This is a genomic window from Petrotoga sp. 9T1HF07.CasAA.8.2, assembly GCF_002895585.1.
In the GTDB taxonomy this organism is placed as follows: Bacteria; Thermotogota; Thermotogae; order Petrotogales; family Petrotogaceae; genus Petrotoga; species Petrotoga mobilis.
Genome location: NZ_AZRI01000036.1, coordinates 114853 through 132961 on the forward strand (window position 1 = coordinate 114853; position 18109 = coordinate 132961).

Here is an 18109-nt window from a genome sequence, read left to right on the forward strand (position 1 = left end):
CAAGGAGGAGGGGAATCTTCCCTCGCTAATCATCCTGGTACTATTTTAGCATTAGGGCATCTCTTTACAAAAGAAATAATGAAAAAGAGAAAAAAACAGATTTTTAGTACCTTTTTTTAAGTTTCATATCCATACATATTATACGAGGGAGGTTAGTGTATGGAAAGTACGGAAATAATGCAAGAAGGTATTGTTTTACCATTGGGTTTTAAAGTCTGGGGAATTCACTGTGGAATCAAGAAGCTCAAAAAAGATTTAGGACTGATATACTCAGAAAAAAAGGCTAATGCCTCAGCCGTTTTTACCACGAATAAAGTTAAAGCGGCTCCAGTTATTTTGAGTATGGAGAACATTAAGGATAACGAAATACAAGCTGTTATTGTGAATAGTGGTAACGCAAACGCTTGCACTGGTGTAAAAGGATATTCAGATGCGATAAGCATGGCAGAAAAAACCGCTCAGATCTTAAATTTAAAGTCAGAAGATGTATTTGTAAGTTCAACAGGTGTTATAGGTGTTCCATTGCCAATTGAAAAAATTTTAAACGGCATAGAATCATTTGAAAAAAATATTGATTTAGCAAATGATGATCTTGTAAGTTTCGCACAGGCGATAATGACTACAGATACCTTCCCAAAAATTAACTCTACACAAGTTGTGATTGGTGGTAAAAAGATCACAATAACGGGGGTTGCCAAAGGTTCAGGTATGATTCATCCCAATATGGCTACAATGTTGTCTTTCATCTTGACAGATGCAAACATTTCTAAATCAGCCTTGAATAAGGCTTTAAAGCAATCAGTTAATGATTCTTTCAATTTGATAACGGTTGATGGCGATACAAGTACCAACGATACGGTTCTTATTTTGGCTAATAAGCAGGCTAAAAACGAAGAAATTACAGAAGATTCTCACGAATACAATTTATTTCAAAAAGCCCTTTATGAAGTAGTTGAAAATTTAGCAAAAAAAATTGTGATAGACGGGGAAGGTGCTACTAAATTTTTTGAGGTACAAGTAAAAAACTCAAAGACGAAAGAAGATGCTAAATTGATCTCAAGGTCCATAGCCAAGTCTAATCTAGTAAAAACAGCAATTCATGGAGAGGACGCTAATTGGGGAAGGGTGTTAGCGGCCGCTGGTTATTCAGGAGGAAACTTTGATCCCAATAGAGTAGATGTCTGGTTTCAAAGTTGTGTAGGAAAGATTCAACTTTGTCAAGATGGTCATTTTATTGAGTTTAACGAAATTAAAGCAAAAGAAATTCTAGGTGAGAAAGAATTGAAAATTATTGTAGATTTAAAAGATGGTGAAGAGAGTGCTATTTCTTGGGGATGTGATCTTAGTTACAAATATGTAGAAATAAATGGAGGGTACAGAACATGATAAAAACTGAAAAGTTTTCCGATGAGATATCTAAAGCGGAAGTTTTGATCGAAGCTTTACCCTACATAAAAAAATTTGCAGGAAGTATTGCTGTTATTAAGTTTGGTGGTAACGCTATGAAAGACCCACAAATTAAATCGATGATCGCAAAAGATATCGTACTTATGAAATATGTTGGGTTGAATCCTGTTATCGTTCATGGCGGAGGACCAGATATCAATAAAATGCTTGCAAGTTTGAATATAGAAACAAAATTTGTAAATGGATTAAGGGTAACTGATGAAAAAGTTATGGAAATAGTAGAGATGGTGTTGGTTGGTAAGGTAAATAAAGAGATTACATCGTTGATAAATAAAATAGGGGGAAAGGCTGTTGGATTGAGTGGGAAAGACGCAAATTTATTGTTGGCAGAAAAAGATTTGTCCCAAGGGGATTTGGGTTATGTTGGTAAGTTAATAAATGTGAATAAAGAGGTAATTTTGAATTTAACTGAAAAAGATTATATCCCCGTAATCGCGCCTTGTGCAATTGGGAAAGATTGGAAAACTTATAACGTTAATGCCGACATGGCGGCAGGTAAAATTGCTTCCTCTTTGAAGGCGGATAAATTTGTTTTATTGACAGATGTAGAAGGCATCTTGAAAAACAAAGAAGATGAAGAAAGTGTGATTTCAAGACTGTCATATAGAGAAGCAAAAGATTTATTGAATTCTGAATTTATTACTGGTGGAATGATTCCTAAGTTAAAATGCTGCATCCAAGCGTTAGAAGACGGAGTGAAAAGAGCACACATAATAGATGGAAGAATTCCCCATGCTTTACTTTTAGAAATATACACAGACAAAGGTGTGGGAACTATGATAGCGAAGGAGGTTTACGATAATGACAATCTCTGAAGATAAAAAGTATGTAATGAATACTTATTCAAGATTTCCTATAACTTTAGTTCAAGGGAAAGGTATAAAGGTTTGGGATGAAAACGGTAAAGAGTACTTAGATTTTGTAGCTGGGATCGCCGTTAATGCTTTGGGGCATTCTCATCCTGCAGTTGTTGAATCAGTAAAATCTCAAGTTGACAAATTGATCCATATTTCTAACCTCTATTGGAATAGTAATCAAATACAGTTAGCCAAGATGATCTGTGAAAAATCGTTTGGGAAAAGTGCCTTTTTTTGCAACAGTGGAGCAGAGGCGAATGAAGCTGCGATTAAGTTAGCAAGAAAATATGGAAACACTAAGTACAATGGGCGAAGATACAAAATTATCACGGCAAAGAACTCATTTCATGGAAGAACCTACGGTGCATTGACGGCAACAGCCCAGCCAAAATATCACAAGAACTTCGAACCTCTATTGGAAGGATTTGAAAGCGTAGAGTACAACGATATAAATTCACTAAAGTCGGCCATTGATGAAAATACATGTGCTGTAATGTTAGAAGTTATTCAAGGTGAAGGGGGAATAAACGAAGCAAAAGATGAATATCTTCAACAAGTTAGAAAACTTTGTGATGAGAACGATCTGCTTTTAATTTTTGACGAAGTTCAAACAGGGATAGGAAGAACCGGAAAACTTTTTGCCTATGAACATTCTGGAGTGGTACCCGATGTGATGACCCTTGCGAAAGCCTTAGGTGGTGGTTTCCCCATCGGTGTGCTTGTTGTGAATGAAAAAGCTGACGTATTTACACCCGGGGATCATGGATCGACATTTGGTGGGAATCCATTAGCCTGTGCAGTTGGCATGGCTGTTATGAGAAACGTTGCACAAGAATCTTTTCTGAATACTGTGAAAGAAAATGGTGAATTTTTCAAAAATCAATTATTAGCAATGAAGGAAAAACATTCGATAATTGATAAGGTTAAGGGAAAAGGTTTGATGATTGGAGTCAAGTTAGACATAGAAGAAGGCAGTGATATAGTAAAAAAAGCTATGGAAAAAGGACTTTTGATAAATCTTTTAAGCCACAATGTTTTAAGATTTGTTCCTCCTCTTATAATCACAAAAGATGAGATAGCCAAGGGTATGAATATTCTCGAAGAAGTTTTTGTAGAAATGGGGTATTAAGATGAAAGGATTTATAAAGTTAAATGATTCTACCATTTTTGAAGGAGAAATTATAAGTAAAAAAGATTTTGGACAAGGCGAAGTTGTCTTTAACACGTCTATGACTGGATACGAAGAATCAATAACGGATCCGTCTTATGCAGGAGAAATACTGGTAATGACCTATCCATTGATCGGAAATTATGGTGTAAATTTAGAGAATTTACAGTCAAAAAGCCCCACCATCAAAGGTTTGATAGTTAAAGATTACTGTCAATTTCCCTCTCATCACACATCTCAGTATTCACTTTTAGATTATTTAAACCAACATGAAGTGCCTATTTTAAGTAAAGTAGATACAAGGGCCCTTACGAAAAAGTTAAGGATAGAAGGTAGTATGAATGGTGTGATAACCACAGAGGAGGATTTTGAAGTTCCAACTTCCAATGAGAATTTACTTGATAGCGTTTCAACAAAGGAAATTTATAGAATTCAAGGGAACGGTCCAAAGATAGCCTTAATAGACTTGGGAGTTAAGAAAAATATAGTAAACCAGCTCAAATCTAAAGGTTACGATCTTTACGTTTTTCCATATAACAGTAGTAAAAATGATGTAGATAAAGTTCAACCAGATTTAGTATTATTCTCCAACGGCCCCGGTGATCCAAAAAAGGCAAAAGAAGCAATACTTTTAGCTAAGGGGTTTATAGGTGAGAAACCACTTTTTGGAATTTGTTTAGGTCATCAAATAATATCTTTGGCGTTGGGTTTTAATACTGTAAAAATGAAATTTGGTCATAGAGGTACCAACCATCCTGTGAAGAATTTATTGAATAATAAATGTTATATCACTTCTCAAAACCACGGTTATATGGTTGAAAAAGAGTCAGTGAAAAACAAAGATGTAATAATCACCTACATCAATTTAAACGATCATAGTATCGAGGGAATTATGCACAAGAAGTATCCCATTTTTACTGTTCAATTTCATCCAGAAGGTGGGCCTGGGGTTCACGATACAACTTTTATTTTTAAAAAAATCAAAGATTCAATCTATAGAAACTAAAAACATACTTCCGGGGAGGTCAACAATGCCAAAAAAACGCGAAATAAAAAGTGTTTTAGTGATAGGTTCTGGACCAATAATAATAGGTCAAGCTGCAGAATTCGATTATTCAGGAACCCAAGCTTGTAAATCTTTAAAAGAAGAAGGATGTAAAGTAATATTGGTAAACAACAATCCTGCAACTATTATGACTGATACAGAAATAGCAGATGTAGTTTATATGGAAAACCTTGAAATGGATACTTTAATTTCCATTATAGAGAAAGAAAAACCCGATGGGATTTTAGGAACATTGGGAGGCCAAACAGGCTTAAATCTAATTATCCAACTAAAAGATAGTGGAATTATCGATAAATACGATATTCAAGAATTGGGAACATCGGTTGAATCCATAAAAATAGCAGAAAGTAGAGAATTATTTAAAAGAAAAATGCAAGAAATTGAAGAACCTATCGCTGAAAGCCTCACGGTGTCGACAGTATCCGAAGCCATAAATTTTGCTAACAAAGTTGGGTATCCTTTGATAATACGCCCAGCATACACTTTAGGAGGAACAGGTGGTGGATTTGCTTACAACGAAGAGGAGTTAATAGAATTTGTAGAGAATGGGTTGAAAAAGAGCATGATGAAAGAGGTCTTAATAGAAAGATCCTTATTGGGTTGGAAAGAGATCGAATACGAATTGGTTAGGGATTCTTTTGATAATTGCATCACCGTATGTAATATGGAAAATTTTGATCCTGTAGGAATTCACACCGGAGATAGTATAGTTGTTGCACCTTCTCAAACGTTGACAGATCAAGAACATCAAATGTTAAGGGACTCATCCATTAAGATAATAAAAGCTTTAAAGATAGAAGGTGCTTGCAATATTCAATTTGCCCTCAATCCTTATAACGAAGAATATCGAGTTATTGAAGTGAATCCTCGTTTGAGTAGATCCAGTGCCTTAGCGTCCAAAGCAACGGGGTATCCTATAGCAAAAATTGCTACAAAAATCGCAATAGGATTTTCTTTGGATGAGATAAAAAATCCCGTTACTGGAAAAACAACAGCTTTTTTTGAACCATCTTTAGATTATGTTGTCACAAAGATCCCCCGCTGGCCTTTTGATAAGTTTTATCAAGCTGATAAAAAGATAGGTACACAAATGAAATCCACTGGTGAAACGATGGCACTTGGGCGTACCTTTGAAAGTTCTTTATTAAAGGCGGTACGCTCTCTTGATATGAAAATTAAAGGCTTGAGAATTAAAGAGGTTCAAAAAGAGAGCGATGAAGAATTAGTAGAACATTTACAAATTCCGAACGAAAAAAGATTGTTTCATATTGCCGAAGCACTTAGAAGAGGTTATAAGGTTTTTGATATTCATAGATTAACCTTCATAGACGAATGGTTTTTAGAAAAAATAAAAAACATCGTCGATTTTGAAAATACTATTAGATTCTCCCAATTGAATTACGACCTATTACTTGAAGCAAAGGGTCTTGGCTTTTCAGACCAAGAAATATCTGAATTAAACGGGTTACAAGAAGATCAAGTTAGAGAATTGAGAAAAACCTATGCTATTACTCCGTCATACAAAATGGTTGACACATGTGCAGCGGAGTTTGATTCAGTAACACAATATCTCTACTCAACTTATGGTGAAGAGGACGAAATAGAGGTTCACAAGGACATAAAAAAAGTCATAGTTATAGGTGGAGGACCGATAAGGATCGGACAAGGGGTGGAGTTTGATTATTGTACAGTTAAAGCTCTATGGGCATTAAAAGAAAAATGTATCAAATCAATCATCATAAACAACAATCCTGAAACCGTCAGTACAGATTTTGATACAGGTGATAGATTGTACTTCGAACCCCTTACTCAAGAAGATGTTTTGAATATCATAGAAAAAGAAGATCCAATGGGGACAATGGTCATGTTTGGAGGGCAAACAGCTTTAAATCTAGGTGAAGAACTTGAAAGACATGGAATCAAAATCTTGGGAACATCATATGAGCATATTGATTTGTGTGAAGATAGAAAAAGATTTTCACTGTTGCTAAAAGAGTTGGAGATCAATCAGCCTCGTGGTGGGTACGTTACTTCATTTGATGAAGCTAGAGAAATTGCTAAGCGTTTAGGGTTTCCTCTTTTAGTTAGACCCTCTTATGTGATTGGAGGACAATCTATTGAAAAGGTTAATTCCGAAGATGAATTATTCGAGTACTTATCACATGCTTTAGACTTATCACCCAATAGACCAGTTCTAATAGATGAATACATAGAAGGAGTAGAAGTTGAAGTTGATGCCGTCTCTGATGGAGAAAATGTATTAATTCCTGGAATAATGGAACATATTGAAAAAGCGGGAATTCATTCAGGTGACAGTTTTGCCGTATTTCCTGCCAAAACCTTGTCAGAATTAGAAGAGAAAGAAATTGTGAGATACGTTGAAAAAATATCCAAAGCGGTGAAAGTTAAGGGTTTAATAAACATTCAATTTATCGTGAAAGAGGGAAAAGTTTACGTTATTGAAGTGAATCCTAGGGCTTCAAGAACGGTTCCGATAATCAGTAAAGTAACAGGAATTCCAATGATAAAACTGGCAGTTGAAATTGCGTTAGGTAATAACTTGAAAGAACTTGGGTATTATGAACCTTTTTATCTAAAAATCCCATATACGGTGGTTAAAGCGCCAATATTTTCATTAGAAAAATTGCCAGGTGTTGAAGTTGCCTTAGGTGCAGAGATGAAATCTACAGGGGAAACTCTTGGCATCGATTTCGACTATCATAATGCGATGTATAAGGCTTTTAAAAGTGCTCATTTGGATGTTCCTTCTACGGGTAATGTACTATTATCATTTCCAGAAAAAGAAGTGAGTGGAAGTAAAAGTTTTGTTAAATATCTTCAAAGCTGTGGATACGAATTGTGGGGAACTACTGGGACAGCAGAAGCCTTCAAATTGATGGATATTACAATAAAAGAGATAGATCACCAAAAATCATTAGAGTTAGTAAAGAAAGGTTATTTTTCAATGGTTATTAATTTACCTACAAAAGGTAAAAACGTATCCAACTTTGGATTCAAATTAAGAAGAACGTCTTTAGAAAACGGCATTCCTCTATTTACAGCATTGGAAACAGCTCAAAAATCAATTGAAGCAACAAAGAATTGCAAAATCGGAAAAAATAATGTACAGTCCTTGAACGAATACGTAGGTTATTATCATAATCTACAAAAAAATTTTCAAATATCAAAAAGAGGTGATTTATTTATGAAAACCGGGGAAAAGGTAGTATTGGCATATTCAGGAGGGTTAGATACATCTGTAATCATACCATGGTTAAAAGAAAAGTATAATTGTGAAATTATTGCAGTATGTATTGATGTAGGTCAAGGAGAAGAAACACATGTTATCGAGAAAAAAGCTCTTTCAAGTGGTGCAAGTAAGGTTTACGTAGAAGATGTTGTGGAAGAATTTGTAACCGATTATATTTTTCCCACCTTAAAAGCTGGAGCAATCTACGAGGGTAAATACTTGTTGGGAACATCCTTTGCAAGACCTCTAATGGCAAAAAAACTAGTTGAGATTGCCCAAAAAGAAGGTGCAAATGTTATTGCTCATGGTTGTACGGGTAAAGGTAACGATCAAGTAAGATTTGAAGTATCTATTAAGGCATTAGATCCTTCTATAAAAATTATTGCTCCTTGGAGAATATGGGAAATTAAGTCTAGGGAGGAAGAAATTGCCTATGCCCAAAAGAAGGGAATTCCAATATCTATAACCAAAGAAAAAATATACAGTGTAGATAAAAATATATGGCATATAAGCCATGAAGGCGGAGATTTAGAGGATCCTTGGAATGAACCTAAAGCTGAGTTATTCGATATGGTTACTCCACCCGAAAAAGCACCCGATGTTGCTGAATATGTAACCATAGAATTTGAAAAAGGGATTCCAGTGAAGATAAACGAAGAAGACCTTTCTCCCGTAGAGTTGATAAAGAAAGCCAATGAAATTGCATCAATAAATGGTGTGGGGATTGCAGATATCGTAGAAAATCGATTAGTTGGAATGAAATCAAGAGGTGTGTATGAAACTCCAGGTGGAACATTACTATATACTGCACACAAAGAACTGGAAAGCTTGGTACTTGACAAAGAAACGTCAAGATTCAAAGATTTAGTGGCACAAAAGTATGCGGATCTTGTTTATAATGGATTGTGGTTCTCTCAGTTGAAAGAAAGTTTAGATGCTTTTGTAGATGAAACACAGAAGGTGGTTACCGGTGTTGTGAAATTGAAACTTTACAAGGGAAATATTATAACTGCAGGATTAAGTTCACCATATTCCTTATACAACGAAGAGTTAGCTACATTTGGAGAAGATAAAATTTACGACCAAAAGGATGCAGAAGGTTTTATAAACTTGTTTGGACTACCTTTGAAGATGAGAGCTTATCAGATGAAGCATTTTGTTGAAAATCAAAAATACGACAAAACGACTGTAGGAGGAGAACAATGAAATTATGGGGAGGTCGGTTTAAAGAAAAAATTGCAGAAGACATGGAAATATTTAATTCGTCAATAAATGTTGATATCAGATTATTGCCCTACGATATAGAAGCGTCATTAGCCCATGCGGAAGGGTTGAAAAAGGCAAAAATTATTTCTGAAGAAGAGTTTGAACAAATTGAAAGGGCGTTAAGAGAAATAAAAGAAGAAAAGTTTGAAGAGATTCCAAAGGTAGAAGATGTGCACACATTGGTAGAGCAAATGTTGGTTGAAAAGATAGGGGATGTGGGCAAAAAGATTCACACAGCCAGAAGTAGGAACGATCAAATAGCAACAGATGAAAGGATGTACTTACGAAATGAAATATTCAAAATTATAGATTTATTAGAACAATTGAATGTCGTTTTAGTGGAACTTTCAAAAAAATACAAAAACAAAATTATGCCCGGTTACACACATATGCAAAGAGCTCAACCTATCACATTTTCTCATCATTTGTTGGCATACGTAGAGATGTTTAAAAGGGATATAGATCGGTTGAAAGATTCTTTGAAAAGAGTGAATGTTTCGGTTTTAGGTTCAGGAGCTTTAGCTGGGACATCGTACGATATAGATAGAACATATGTAGCTTCGTTGTTGGGTTTTAATGAGGTTTCACTAAACAGTATTGACGGAGTAAGCGATAGGGATTTCATCTTTGAATTTTTATCAATAGCTTCTTTGATAATGATGCATTTGAGTAGATTTTCTGAGGAGATAGTACTTTGGTCTAGCCAAGAGTTCAATTTTGTTGAACTGAGCGATGAATATTCGACTGGAAGTAGTATAATGCCACAAAAGAAAAATCCAGACTCTGCTGAATTAATCAGGGGTAAAACGGGTAGGGTATATGGAAATTTGCTTAGCCTTTTAACAACTATGAAAGGTTTACCCCTTGCGTATAACAAAGATATGCAAGAAGATAAAGAACCACTGTTTGATACAGTTGATACATTAAAAGTTTGTTTAAAGGTATTTATAGGTATGTTGAAAACAATGCGTGTGAACGAAGAAAAAATGAAACAGGCAGTAAAATTTGGTTATCTCAATGCAACGGATTTGGCAGATTATTTGGTCAAAAAAGGGATCCCTTTTAGAACCGCTCACGATATAGTTGGAAAATTAGTTGCGTACGCTATAACAAAAAAAGTTCCAATAGAAGAGTTGAATATTTCAGAATTTAAAAATTTTTGTCAGTCGATAGATGAGGATGTATATGAAGTTTTAGACATAAAAAATATTCTAAAAAGCCGTAAAACAATTGGGGCAGCCAGATGGGAGGAAGATGTATGAATGTAGGTATACTTGGGGCAACAGGATACACAGGTATGGAATTAGTCAGAATTCTTTCAAAACACCCGAATGCTAAAATAACTTATCTGTCATCAAAACACTTTGAATCCCAATTAATTTCGGAAGTTTATCCAGGTCTCGATGGATTTTGTGATCTGATATTAGAGGGTGATGATTTCAAAAAAGCGGTTGCTACTTGCGATATTATATTTTCAACTTTACCTCACGAACTAACTTTCGAAATCGGTAAGATGGTAGTGGATGCAGGTAAGAGATTGATAGATCTAGGTTCAGCGTTTCGTTTCGATGACTTTAATGTTTTCAAAAATTGGTATGGTTCAAATGATGACATAGAATACGATAAATTTAACAAAGTTTACGGATTAACTGAGTTAAATAGGGAAAAGATTAAAAATGCACAAATTGTGGGCAATCCAGGTTGTTATCCAACTAGTGTGATTTTGGCACTTGCCCCTGTTTTAAAAAATAGAGTTGTGACAGATAAAAACATAATTATTGACAGTAAATCTGGGGTATCGGGTGCAGGTCATGAACCTAAATTTAGTAACCTATATTCAGAATGTAATGAAAATACTAAACCGTATAACGTGGCTAAACATAGACATATTCCAGAAATAGAGCAGGAGTTATCAAAGATAATGCAAGAAGAGGTAAAAATTGTTTTCACCCCACATCTTGTTCCTATGACAAGAGGAATTTTAAGTACGATTTATTGTAATTTGAAATCAGATATAACCCTAAAAGAAGTCTACGATCTTTACCAAGAATTTTATAAGAACGATTATTTTATAAAAATTCTTAAACCTGGAAAATATCCATCTACTAAAAGTGTTGCTGGCTCTAATTTCTGTCAAATAGGTTTTGAAACGGACGAACATACAAATACTTTAATAATCATGTCCGTGATTGACAATTTAATGAAAGGTGCCAGTGGTCAGGCGGTACAAAATATGAATTTAATGTTTGGACTACCCGAGAATAAAGGACTTGATATAATAAGAATTTTTCCATGAGCTTGATATTTTTTTGAAATTAATGTATAATTAAGAAAAATTTAAGGACCTTGATGTAAGTCTAGAGTTACAATAGAAACAAAAATTGAAAGGAGGGAGGGTACGATTCTTCTAAATCTAATGGAAAGAAGAACGTACAAAAGAACGTGAGTAACGTGTATATAGTTGATACAACTTTAAGAGATGGCGAGCAAACTGCCGGGGTAGTATTTGCCAATGAAGAAAAGGTCCAAATAGCGAAGATGTTAGCAGAGTTAGGGGTTTATCAGATCGAAGCCGGGATTCCCACGATGGGTGGAGATGAAAAGGAAGCCATAAAAAAGATAAGTAAATTAGACTTAGGTGTATCAATTATGGGCTGGAATAGAGCAGTTATAAAGGATGTTGAAGAATCTATTGATTGTGGGGTTGATGCTGTTGCCATTTCTATTTCCACTTCAGATATTCACATCAAACATAAATTAAAGAAAGATAGGGATTGGGTATTAAAAAGCATGGTAGATGCCACAAAATTTGCCAAAAAACACAATTTGTACGTGTCTGTAAACGCTGAAGATGCCTCTAGAACTGATATGGATTTTCTTATAAAGTTTGCCAAAGAGGCTAAAGAGGCAGGAGCGGATAGGTTAAGATACTGTGACACCGTTGGCATGATGGAACCATTTTCCATCTACGAACATATCAGAAGAATAATAGACGAAGTTGGTATAAATGTTGAAATGCATACTCACAACGATTTTGGCTTAGCTACAGCTAATACATTGGCAGGAATAAGAGCGGGTGCTAAGTACGCAGGTGTTACGGTAAATGGGTTAGGAGAAAGAGCAGGTAATGCAGCTTTAGAGGAAGTGGTGATGGCTCTTAAATACATTTACAAAAATGATTTGGGAATAAAAACTCACTTACTAAAAGAAGTTTGTGAATACGTTGCTAAGGCGTCAGGAAGAGTTCTTCCTTTATCAAAAACAATCGTAGGCCATAATGTTTTTGCTCACGAGTCTGGCATTCATACAGACGGTGTATTAAAGGACTCCAAAACATATGAATCCTTCACTCCTGAAGAAGTAGGATTACAAAGACAAATACTTATTGGAAAACATTCCGGGAGGAACGCAATTATTGCAAAATTCAAAGAATACGAAATAGATTTAACTCCTGAAGAAGGAGAAGAGATTTTAAAAAGGGTAAGATCCCTATCTGTTCAACTCAAAAGAAGCTTATTCGATAAAGAGTTAATCTATCTTTACAACGAAATGAGGGAGGAAAAGATAAAGGATGTCAACTTACAAAACAATATCTGAAAAGATATTCAGTGATCATTTGGGAAGAGATGTTGAAGCGGGGGAAATAGTCATAGTTGATGTTGATTTCATGATGGGGCAAGATGGAACCACTCCATTAGCTATTAAGACGTTTGAAAATGTTGGAGCTAAAAAGGTTGCCTACCCTGAAAAAGTAGCCTTTGTAATAGACCACAACGCTCCCAGTCCAAGTGAAAAGGTTTCTGCGTTACATAAATTGATGAGAGATTTTAGTAGCAATTACGGTACCAAGTTTTACGATATCGGTGAGGGCATATGTCATCAACTAATGCCCGAAAAAGGGCATGCCCTACCTGGACAGATCGTAATAGGGGCTGATTCTCACACGTGTACTTATGGGGCCCTTAATTGTTTCTCAACGGGTGTCGGTTCAACAGATTTGGCTATTGCTATGGCGAGTGGTAAGTTATGGTTTAAGGTACCACAAAGTATAAAAATTGTTTTAGAAGGTTCTCTTTCAAAAGGTATTTATTCTAAGGACGTTGCGTTGTATGTTATAAAGAATATGACCGCCAATGGAGCAACTTACAAGGCTGTAGAGTTTGAGGGCCCAGTTATTGATAATTTATCGGTTGAGGCAAGATTTACCATTTCTAATATGTCAGTGGAAATGGGAGCCAAAGTCGGTTTGATGAAACTTGATGAAAAAGCTGAAAATTGGATAAAAGAAAGAACTGATAAACCATTTAAAAGTTACGAATCAGACGAAGGTGCAAATTATGAAAAGATATACAAATTTGATGTCAGCGATTTGGAACCTCAAGTTGCCAAACCCCATGCCGTTGATAATGTTAGTCCAATTAGTGAAGTTGAAGGTATTCCTATACATCAAGGTTTGTTAGGTACGTGCACTAACGGAAGAATTGAAGATCTAAGAATAGCTGCGAATATCTTAAAAGGCAGAAAAATCCATAAGGGTGTTAGACTTATTGTGGCTCCTGCATCTAAAGATACTTTATTAAAAGCTATGAATGAGGGAATAATTCAAACTTTAATTCAAGCTGGAGCTACGGTAGTTGCCCCAGGCTGTGGGCCTTGTGTGGGTACACATAATGGAGTACCTTCAGATGGCGAGAATGTAATTTCTACAGCAAATAGAAACTTCAAAGGAAGAATGGGAAACAACAAAGCTTTCATCTATTTGGGATCACCTGCCACAGTGGCAGCTTCTTGTATTGAGGGAAAAATAGCGGATCCCCGAAAATATTTGTGAAAGTTAATTTTTAGAACGGGAGGATAAATAATGGAATTAAAAGGTTATTCTCATAAATTTGGTGATGATGTGAACACCGACTACATTATTTCTGGAAAATACAAATTCAATACCATCGATATGGATGAATTATCTGTTCATTTGATGGAGGATCTAAGGCCAAATTTTTATAATGAAATCAAAAAAGGTGATTTCATTGTTGCAGGAGAAAATTTTGGTTGTGGTTCTTCTAGGGAACAAGCTCCTTTAGTGATAAAACATGCTGGTATAAGTGCTGTTATAGCAACATCTTTCGCCAGAATATTTTATAGAAATTCCATAAATATTGGCTTACCTTTAGTTGAAGTTCCAACTGATAATATAGAAGAAGGTGATTTATTGACTGTTGATCTAGAAAAAGGTGTAGTTAAGAATCTTACCAAAGATGAAATTTTGAAGATTAAATCTCTCCCCAAAGTGATGCTAAAGATTTTACAAAGTGGGGGTTTGGTTAATTATTACAAAAAATATGGTACTTTAGAATTAATGGAATAGTAGGTGATTTTATGTATACAGTTACTTTGATTCCGGGTGATGGAATAGGTCCAGAAATAACCTCTGTAGTGGTAGAGATTTTTGAACATTTGAAAGCTCCTATTAGTTGGGATTTAGTGGAAGCTGGAGAGAAGGTAATTGAAAAATATGGAACTCCACTGCCTGATTATGTGATCGATTCGATTAGGAAAAATAAAGTAGCCTTGAAAGGTCCTATAACTACGCCGATAGGCAAAGGATTTAGAAGTGTGAACGTTACACTAAGAGAACGGTTCAATTTATATGCAAATTTAAGGCCTGTTAAAAGTTTAGAGGGTCTCAATACTAAGTACAATAATGTCGATTTGGTTGTAGTGAGAGAAAATACCGAATGTTTGTATAAAGGGATTGAGTATAAGATTGACGATACAGCTTGTGCCGTCAGAGTTATAACAAAAAGCGCAAGTGAAAAGATCGCATATTTTGCATTTAATTATGCAAAGGAAAATAAAAGAAAGAAAGTCACAGCTGTTCATAAGGCTAACATTCTAAAGATTACAGATGGCTTATTTTTGGAAGCTATTAGAAAAGTAGCAAATGAATATCCTGAAATAGAGTACGAAGAAAAGATCATTGACAATATGTCAATGCAGTTGGTGTTGAATCCTGAAAAATTTGATGTAGTTGTAGCCCCAAATTTGTACGGAGATATCCTTTCCGATTTAGCTGCAGGTTTAATAGGAGGATTGGGTCTTGCTCCAGCTGCTAATATTGGTGAGGATACTGCTATCTTTGAGGCAGTCCATGGGAGTGCTCCGGATATAGCTAATAAAGGTATAGCAAACCCGATCGCCTTATTAAGCTCATCCATTATGTTGTTAGATTATTTAAAGCTGAACGAGTTAGCAAAAAAACTCGAAAACGCTATTTCCTCAACAGTTAAAGATATAGATAGTTTAACCCCGGATTTAGGTGGAAAAGGTAACATAGAGTCTATAAAAAATAAAATTATTTCATTTTTGAATTGAATGGTTGGTGATTTTTTTGAAAGATAGAATTTATAAGATAGTTATAAAGGTTGGTAGTAGTTCAATAGCCGATGAGAATGGAATAAATGTTGGTAAGATGAATAAAATCGTCGAGCAAGTGACTGAATTAAAGTTTAAAAGAAAAAAAGATATAATTATTGTTTCATCAGGAGCTATTGCCGCTGGCAAAAGTGAGTTAGGTTACCGTTATAAACCTTATTCTGTTTCTGAAAAGCAGGCTTGTGCAGCAGTTGGTCAAGGTGTGTTGATCTCTAAATATCGTGATCTTTTTGCAGTTAAAAATATTAAAGTGGCTCAAATACTTTTAACGGCTGACGATTTTTCTAATCGTCAGCGTTATTTAAATGCATACAATACGATGAATGCACTTTTAGAAAATGATGTAGTACCTATTGTAAATGAAAACGATACAGTAACGACAGATGAAATTAAATTAGGCGATAATGATGTTTTGTCTGCTCAAGTTGCAAGCTTGTTGGAAGCAGACTTATTGATCATTCTCTCGGATATTCCAGGATTATTAAAAAATTTAGGGAACCCGAAATCGCTGATTAATATTGTTGAAGAAGTTACCCCCGAGCTTGAAAATCTTGCCAACGGAAAGAGTGGCAAACTTGGTACTGGAGGAATGAGTTCAAAATTAAAAGCAGCAAAGATTTCCAATGCTTCAGGAATACCTTTAACAATTCTCCCATCTTACGAAGAGGGTATCATCACAAAAGCTGTTGATAATATTGAAAATACGAAGTTCAACATTGGTACAACCTTTTTACCTAAAGATAAAAAGATGAGCAAAAGGAAAAGGTGGATTCAGTTCAGCTTAAAGCCAAAAGGAGAATTGATTGTGGATAATGGAGCTCGCGAGGCACTTTTAAAAGGAAAAAGTTTGTTAGCGGTAGGAATTGTAAGTTTAACAGGAAATTTTTCCATCGGAGATCTGGTGATAGTCTCCAATAAAAAAGGAGAAAATATCGGAAGGGGTTTGGTAAACTATTCATCAAAGGAATTGAAAGAAATAATTGGTAAGAAAACCAATGAAATTCTTACGTTCAAAGACAACGTTGGTCCTGAAGAAGTAATACACAGGGATAATTTAGTTATAATGGAGGCAACGGAGGGATTTGAACCCTCGAATAACGGTTTTGCAGACCGCCGCCTTTGACCCCTTGGCTACGTTGCCAAATTGGCGGGGACGACGGGACTCGAACCCGCGGCCACCGGTGTGACAGACCGGCATGATAACCAACTTCACCACGTCCCCTTCAACTTCAAGTGTATTTTATCATATAATTCTTATTTTGTCTAGTCTATTCTATTCTTCGCTTGCTTCATCATCAGTGATGACTTCTTCTTTTTGTTCTTCGTTTGGGGTTACATTTTCACCTTCAAACTCTTCTTTTGATATTTCAACTATTTGTACTTTCTCTTTGATGAATTGGGCAACTTTTTCTCTTAATTTGTTCCACAGGATTTCATTTGATAGTTCGGGATTTGAGCTTATTATTTCCTGAGCGCGAGAGAAAGGTAAACCATACATAGTTGAGAAGTTCTTAATTTCTTGAGATAACTCCTCATTTCCTACTTTTATGTTGTTTTCTAAAGATATTTTTTCGATGACAACCATCTCTTTAATCCAATTTAAAGCACTCTTTTTGATTTCTTCTCTCAATTTATTTTCATCATTTTCAAATTTTTTTAAGTTTTCTTCGTATTTATCCTTGCTTTTTAGGTCGTTTATTGTCGAGTCAATATAATAATTTATGCTTTCTTCAGATATATCAATATCAACATAATTGGGTAACTCAGATAAGATATAGTTAATCACAAATTCATCCTGCCAATTTTTAACAGCTTCTTCTCCTTCTTTTTTCAGCATCTCTTTCAGGTCGTTCAATGTTTCTACTTCAATATTCAACTCTTTGGCGAAATTATCGTTCAATTCTGGAAGTCTTCTTGTATAAGCTTGTGCGATTCGCACTTTTTGAACCAATTTTTTGCCCTGGTCTTCTTTTTCTAATTCAAATTCGTTCCCGGATTTTTTCCCGAGAAGGTTTTTAACCAGCTCTCTTTCGTCATTTTCTCTTACTACTATTTCTTCTTCTTCATTGGACTTGATTATTTCACCGTTTTCGTCTACTAAATCATAATTAATTCTTACATAATCTCCATATTGTATTGGTTCTTCTTTTGGATCTAATATTGCGTTGCTCTCCAGTAAATCATTCAATCTTCTTTGAACAAAGTCTTCAACCACTTCTTTAGATTCAGGGATTTTAACCGTTATATTTTCAAATTCTGTTTTTGTAATTTCAGGATAGGTGTGAAGTAAAACTTCAAATTCTATGTGTTCCTCATCTTGAGCTTTTGATTCAACAATAATTGGGAAGAGTAAATTTTCTTCTTCTCTGATTTTGTGATCTAGCTCATGTTCGGCTTCTTCTAACAACATATTATTGAAATCGGGACCTAAACGCAACTTAATAACCTGTTTGGGGACTTTACCCTTTCTAAATCCTTCAAAGGTGTAATGCTGGTTAATTTCTCGAACGATTTGATCTTCTATTTTTTCAATTTCATCTTTAGAAAATTTGATAAGGTATTTCTTAACATTTTTGTCTTGACTAAGTAAAGTTTTTTCCATG

The 18109-nt window shown here is 35.1% G+C and carries 12 protein-coding genes, 2 tRNA genes and 1 pseudogene; 12 read left to right on the plus strand and 3 right to left on the minus strand.

Annotated elements, in window-relative coordinates; genetic code table 11:
• Positions 1-189 precede the first annotated feature (189 nt).
• The 12 genes and pseudogenes from argJ to proB form a co-directional block, all read left to right on the plus strand.
• A complete protein-coding gene (gene argJ, locus X925_RS08155) occupies positions 190-1386 on the plus strand; it encodes a bifunctional glutamate N-acetyltransferase/amino-acid acetyltransferase ArgJ (RefSeq protein WP_369974003.1) in 1197 nt (398 codons plus the stop codon).
• Positions 1383-2282 (plus strand): acetylglutamate kinase, encoded by a 900-nt coding sequence (gene argB, locus X925_RS08160; protein WP_121959653.1) that lies wholly within the window; start codon positions 1383-1385, stop codon positions 2280-2282. Before argJ ends, argB begins: the two co-directional genes overlap by 4 nt.
• Positions 2269-3453 carry an acetylornithine transaminase gene (locus X925_RS08165; protein WP_121959654.1) on the plus strand — a complete coding sequence of 395 codons (1185 nt, stop codon included), beginning with the start codon at positions 2269-2271 and terminating at the stop codon, positions 3451-3453. Before argB ends, X925_RS08165 begins: the two co-directional genes overlap by 14 nt.
• A 1-nt stretch (position 3454) precedes the next feature.
• The gene (gene carA / locus X925_RS08170; RefSeq protein ID WP_121959655.1) at positions 3455-4498 is read left to right on the plus strand and encodes a glutamine-hydrolyzing carbamoyl-phosphate synthase small subunit; all 1044 of its coding nucleotides are present in this window, start codon (positions 3455-3457) and stop codon (positions 4496-4498) included.
• Positions 4499-4523: 25 nt separating this feature from the next.
• Positions 4524-9014: a carbamoyl-phosphate synthase (glutamine-hydrolyzing) large subunit gene (carB, locus tag X925_RS08175; RefSeq protein WP_233187764.1), complete on the plus strand. Its 4491-nt coding sequence runs from the start codon at positions 4524-4526 to the stop codon at positions 9012-9014.
• Positions 9011-10336 carry an argininosuccinate lyase gene (gene argH, locus X925_RS08185; protein ID WP_121959656.1) on the plus strand — a complete coding sequence of 442 codons (1326 nt, stop codon included), beginning with the start codon at positions 9011-9013 and terminating at the stop codon, positions 10334-10336. The genes carB and argH overlap by 4 nt, the downstream gene beginning before the upstream one ends.
• Complete coding sequence (gene argC, locus X925_RS08190) at positions 10333-11370, plus strand: N-acetyl-gamma-glutamyl-phosphate reductase (RefSeq protein WP_121959657.1); 1038 nt, start codon at positions 10333-10335, stop codon at positions 11368-11370. Before argH ends, argC begins: the two co-directional genes overlap by 4 nt.
• A 155-nt stretch (positions 11371-11525) precedes the next feature.
• Positions 11526-12671 carry a homocitrate synthase gene (gene nifV / locus X925_RS08195; protein WP_012209493.1) on the plus strand — a complete coding sequence of 382 codons (1146 nt, stop codon included), beginning with the start codon at positions 11526-11528 and terminating at the stop codon, positions 12669-12671.
• On the plus strand, positions 12646-13905 hold the full coding sequence (locus tag X925_RS08200; RefSeq protein ID WP_012209494.1) for a 3-isopropylmalate dehydratase large subunit: 1260 nt from the start codon (positions 12646-12648) through the stop codon (positions 13903-13905). Before nifV ends, X925_RS08200 begins: the two co-directional genes overlap by 26 nt.
• 30 nt (positions 13906-13935) lie before the next feature.
• Positions 13936-14439 (plus strand): 3-isopropylmalate dehydratase small subunit, encoded by a 504-nt coding sequence (locus X925_RS08205; RefSeq protein ID WP_012209495.1) that lies wholly within the window; start codon positions 13936-13938, stop codon positions 14437-14439.
• Positions 14440-14450: 11 nt separating this feature from the next.
• The gene (locus tag X925_RS08210) at positions 14451-15446 is read left to right on the plus strand and encodes an isocitrate/isopropylmalate dehydrogenase family protein (RefSeq protein WP_012209496.1); all 996 of its coding nucleotides are present in this window, start codon (positions 14451-14453) and stop codon (positions 15444-15446) included.
• A 7-nt stretch (positions 15447-15453) separates the two neighbouring features.
• A pseudogene (gene proB / locus X925_RS10625) lies at positions 15454-16557 on the plus strand (glutamate 5-kinase); the annotation flags it as partial.
• 13 nt (positions 16558-16570) lie between these two features.
• On the opposite strand, the gene X925_RS08220 reads toward proB, so the two are convergent.
• The 3 genes from X925_RS08220 to tig form a co-directional block, all read right to left on the minus strand.
• Positions 16571-16647 (minus strand) — tRNA-Cys (locus X925_RS08220).
• 4 nt (positions 16648-16651) lie between these two features.
• A tRNA-Asp gene (locus X925_RS08225) sits at positions 16652-16728 on the minus strand.
• Positions 16729-16779: 51 nt separating this feature from the next.
• On the minus strand, positions 16780-18108 hold the full coding sequence (gene tig, locus X925_RS08230; protein WP_041534145.1) for a trigger factor: 1329 nt from the start codon (positions 18106-18108) through the stop codon (positions 16780-16782).
• Position 18109: the final 1 nt, after the last annotated feature.